This window comes from Pseudoalteromonas sp. SG43-6 (assembly GCF_014164365.1).
Classification (GTDB): Bacteria; Pseudomonadota; Gammaproteobacteria; order Enterobacterales; family Alteromonadaceae; genus Pseudoalteromonas; species Pseudoalteromonas rhizosphaerae.
The window spans coordinates 1-4,326 of the sequence record NZ_JACJEZ010000105.1 but is presented as its reverse complement, the minus strand read 5'-3'; the positions used below and the strand labels follow the sequence as shown (position 1 = coordinate 4,326).

The following is a 4,326-nucleotide window of genomic DNA, read 5'->3' as shown; positions in this document are numbered from 1 at the left end:
CTCGCAAACTCGCAAACTCGCAAACTCGCAAACTCGCACTTTTAATAAGTAACCAGCAAACTCGTATCAAATATGCGGCTAATAATTAACCTGCTACTGCCTGTGCTGCGTATAACTTTAAAAAAAGTTCAATAATCATCGTAATAAGTGTAAATCAGTCAGTTAATTGATGAATTTTTTTGCTACAATTGTCTGGCAAGTAATGTGAGTGAGTTCAACAGCACCATGTGCAGTTTATCTGCTTCCTTTTAGTGAGGTTGATCTTGGTCAGTATATTGTTTTTGTAAAAGTCATATCATAGAAACGGCTCTATGCTCGAGCTAACTTAGTCAATTAGTTGATAAAGTCGGGATTATTCGAGCATGAGGCTGTTAATAACCTTGTTTTAATCAAGGGTTTTAATTATGATCGCTTCTATTTTAAAATTTCGAAAAATTAACCTGCTGTAACTGATGTTCTCAATATAGCAAGTGTTGAGAATCATAGTGGAGATAAGTGGATGAGCAATGCGCCTGTAGACAATGGCCGACGTCGCTTTTTAACCATAGCTACCTCTGTTGTAGGTGGTGTTGGTGCGGCTGGGGCTGCTGTTCCTTTTATTGCGTCTTGGAATCCAAGTGAGCGAGCTAAATCTGCGGGTGCGCCTGTAGAAGTAGATATCAGCAAACTTGAGCCGGGACAATTAATACGTGTCGAGTGGCGTGGTAAACCTGTATGGGTTGTATCACGAACCCCTAAAATGCTTGAGCAGATGAAAGAACACGAAGGTCAACTTCGTGATCCGCAATCGCAAGAGCCACAACAATTAGAATCATCAACCAATGATTTCCGTTCATTACGCCCTGAGATATTTCTCGCGGTAGGTATTTGTACGCATTTAGGGTGTTCACCTGGCTTTTTCCAAGGTAATTTTGGTGAAAAGGTTGAGGGAACAGATGATGGTTTCTACTGTCCATGTCACGGTTCTAAATTTGATATGGCTGGCCGTGTATTTAAATCGGTACCTGCCCCGTTAAACTTAGAAATACCACCTTACACATTTCTTGATGATACCACTATTTTAGTGGGCGAAGAAAAAGGGGTAGCCTAATGTTCGGTAAAATTATTGGTTGGATAGACGACCGTATCCCAATGACACGTGTTTGGAACATGCATATTGCACAGTATCCAGCACCGAAAAACTTTAACTTCTGGTATTTCTTTGGCTCATTGGCCATGTTAGTACTAGTAAACCAAATTCTTACCGGGATTTGGTTAACGATGAACTTTGTTCCGTCTTCTGAGGGCGCATTCGCTTCAGTAGAATACATCATGCGTGATGTAGAATACGGCTGGTTACTACGTTATTTGCACTCAACAGGTGCATCAGCGTTTTTCATCGTTGTATATATGCATATGTTCCGTGGCATGATCTACGGTTCTTACCAAAAACCACGTGAATTACTGTGGTTATTCGGTATGTTTATCTTCTTAGCGTTAATGGCTGAAGCATTCATGGGTTACTTATTACCATGGGGTCAAATGTCATTCTGGGGTGCACAGGTAATCATTTCACTATTCGGGGCTATTCCGGTTATTGGTGATGACTTAACACTTTGGATCCGTGGTGATTATGTAATATCAGGTGCAACGCTTAACCGCTTCTTTGCATTACATGTTATTGCTTTACCATTGGTTATCGTAATTTTAGTATTCTTACACATTGTGGCACTGCACGAAGTGGGTTCAAATAACCCTGACGGTGTTGAGATCAAGCGTAAGAAAGGCTCTGTTGCTGAAGAAGATAAGCCTAAATTTAAATTCCATGAGTATTACACTGACAAGAAAGATATTGTTGATGCGATTCCGTTCCATCCTTATTACACAGTAAAAGATATTGTGGGTGTGGTTGGTTTCTTAATCTTGTTTTGTTGGGTGGTGTTCTTTATGCCTGCGATGAATGGTTTCTTCCTTGAAGGACCAAACTTTGAAGCGGCAAACCCACTTAAAACACCTGAACATATTTTCCCAGTTTGGTACTTTACGCCATTCTATGCAATCTTACGTGCAATCCCAGATAAACTAATTGGTGTTGCTGCGATGGGTGCATCGATTGTAGTGCTGGCGTTATTACCTTGGCTTGACCGTGGCACAGTGAAATCGGTTCGTTACCGTTGTGGCTTCCATAAATGGAACATCGCAGGTTTTGTTGTTACTTTCGTGCTTCTTGGTTGGGTGGGTGCAACTCCACAAACTGATATGAAGACGATCATTTCACAAATCTGTACTGTGACTTACTTTATGTTCTTCGTACTGTTGTTTGTATACAGTAAGAATGAAAAAACTAAGCCATTGCCAGAGAGGTTAACGAAATGATGAAAAAGCTAATTATCGGTTTATTTGCTTTATCAATAAACGTATTGCCGGCAATGGCGGCAGGTCCATCGGTTCCATTAATGGAAGCCGGTAATGACCTAACTGATCAGCCTTCGTTGCAACGTGGTGCAAAGTTGTTCATGAACTACTGTCTTGGTTGTCACCAAATGCAGTATCAGCGTTATGAGCGTACTTTCCGTGATATCGGTATTCCAACAGCCGTTGGCCTTGAGCAGTTAATTTTTGACGGTTCAAAAGTTGGTAGCCATATCACTAACGCAATTACTAAAGATGATGCAGCAAAATGGTTTGGTGCGGCTCCGCCGGATCTAACTCTAATTGCACGTGTAAAATCTCCGGATTATATTTACACGTACTTAAAGTCATTTTATAAAGATGAATCTCGTCCGTTTGGAGTTAACAATATTGTTTTCCCATCGGTAGGTATGCCTCACGTTTTGCAAGAACTGCAAGGTTTACCAACGCCTATTACTGAAGAAGTCGAAGAACATGGTCACACTGTGACTAAAGTTATTGGTACTGAAACAGATGGGACTGGCGAAATGAGTGTAGACGAGTACGATCAAGCGGCTCGTGACTTAACTAACTTCCTTGAGTACGTGGGTGAACCTTCACGTCTTGAATCAGAAGCGTTAGGTATCAAGGTTATCGGATTCTTAGTTATCCTATTTATCTTGGCATTCATGTTGAAGAAAGAATACTGGAGAGATGTTCATTAATTTTGAACATATTTAAAGGTAATTTTGCAATAGGGGCTTAAGCCCCTTTTGCTGTTTTTGTTATTTAATGGAGGTAGGCATGGCCGTAGCTGCCAATAAGCGCCCTGTAATGACCCTTTTTTCTGGTGCTAACTGTATGTATAGCCATCAAGTACGCATTGTACTTGCTGAAAAAGGCGTAAGTGTAGATATTCATCTGGCCGAAAAGGACAACCTGCCAGAAGCACTTCATGAAATTAACCCTTACGGTACAGTGCCAACACTGATTGACCGTGAGCTTGGTTTATATCAGGCAAACATCATCATGGAATACCTTGATGAACGTTTTCCTCACCCTCCACTAATGCCTGTTTATCCGGTAATGCGTGGCCGCAGCCGTTTAATGATGCATCGCATCGACACAGATTGGTACAGCCTTGCTGCTAAAATTTATGCTAATGGCGCTGAATCAGCGCAAGCGCGTAAAGAACTAACAGAAGCTTTACTTGCTGTTTCAGCAATCTTTACTGAAGCTCCTTACTTTATGAGTGAAGAGTTTAGTTTAGTTGATTGTTACTTAGCACCATTACTATGGCGTTTACCAGAGCTTGGTATTGAGCTAACTGGTGCAGGTTCTAAAGAGATGAAAGAATATATGATCCGTTTATTTGAGCGTGAATCATTCCAAGCTTCTCTTACTGAAACTGAGCGCGAGATCCGTTTGTAATGACGCCTAATCGTCCTTATTTACTTCGTGCTTTCTTTGATTGGATTGTTGATAATCAGTGTACACCGCATTTAGTGGTTAATGCTGATTTTCCAGCCGTGCAAATACCAACACAGTTTGTTCAAGATGGACAAATTGTGTTGAATATTAGCCCATCAGCTGTCACACAATTCTCAATGGATAATCAGCAGTTAAGCTTTAGTGCCCGCTTTGGTGGTCAGCCAATGCAAGTATACGTGCCAATTGGTGCCGTGCTTGCTATCTATGCCCGCGAAAACGGTGAAGGCACTGTGTTTACTGCAGATGAGTTTTTAGAAGATGAAGACGAGTTTGCAGCTGAGTTAGAAAGTGTTGATATCGCAGATGAATTATTACCTGACGAGCCAGCTCCTTCTAAGCCTGAAAAGAAAAAAGGCTCACACTTACGTGTTATTAAGTAATATGTAATTGTTTGATAAAAACCGCTGATTAAGCGGTTTTTTTATGCCTGTATAAAAGTAGACTGAAGGTAAAAGGTAAAAGGTA

5 protein-coding genes are annotated in these 4,326 nt (G+C 41.0%); all 5 read left to right on the top strand.

Features of this window, described 5'->3' with window-relative positions; translation table 11 throughout:
* Positions 1–499: 499 nt before the first annotated feature.
* The 5 genes from petA (at position 500) to H5201_RS22100 (ending at position 4,241) form a co-directional block, all read left to right on the top strand.
* Positions 500–1,090 (top strand): ubiquinol-cytochrome c reductase iron-sulfur subunit, encoded by a 591-nt coding sequence (gene petA, locus H5201_RS22120; protein ID WP_182719667.1) that lies wholly within the window; start codon positions 500–502, stop codon positions 1,088–1,090.
* A complete protein-coding gene (locus tag H5201_RS22115) occupies positions 1,090–2,355 on the top strand; it encodes a cytochrome b N-terminal domain-containing protein (protein WP_149980603.1) in 1,266 nt (421 codons plus the stop codon). The genes petA and H5201_RS22115 overlap by 1 nt, the downstream gene beginning before the upstream one ends.
* Positions 2,352–3,095: a cytochrome c1 gene (locus H5201_RS22110; RefSeq protein ID WP_182719666.1), complete on the top strand. Its 744-nt coding sequence runs from the start codon at positions 2,352–2,354 to the stop codon at positions 3,093–3,095. The genes H5201_RS22115 and H5201_RS22110 overlap by 4 nt, the downstream gene beginning before the upstream one ends.
* Before the next feature lie 79 nt (positions 3,096–3,174).
* Complete coding sequence (sspA, locus tag H5201_RS22105) at positions 3,175–3,801, top strand: stringent starvation protein SspA (RefSeq protein ID WP_064667929.1); 627 nt, start codon at positions 3,175–3,177, stop codon at positions 3,799–3,801.
* Positions 3,801–4,241 carry a ClpXP protease specificity-enhancing factor gene (locus H5201_RS22100; RefSeq protein ID WP_145236812.1) on the top strand — a complete coding sequence of 147 codons (441 nt, stop codon included), beginning with the start codon at positions 3,801–3,803 and terminating at the stop codon, positions 4,239–4,241. The genes sspA and H5201_RS22100 overlap by 1 nt, the downstream gene beginning before the upstream one ends.
* Positions 4,242–4,326 lie beyond the last annotated feature (85 nt).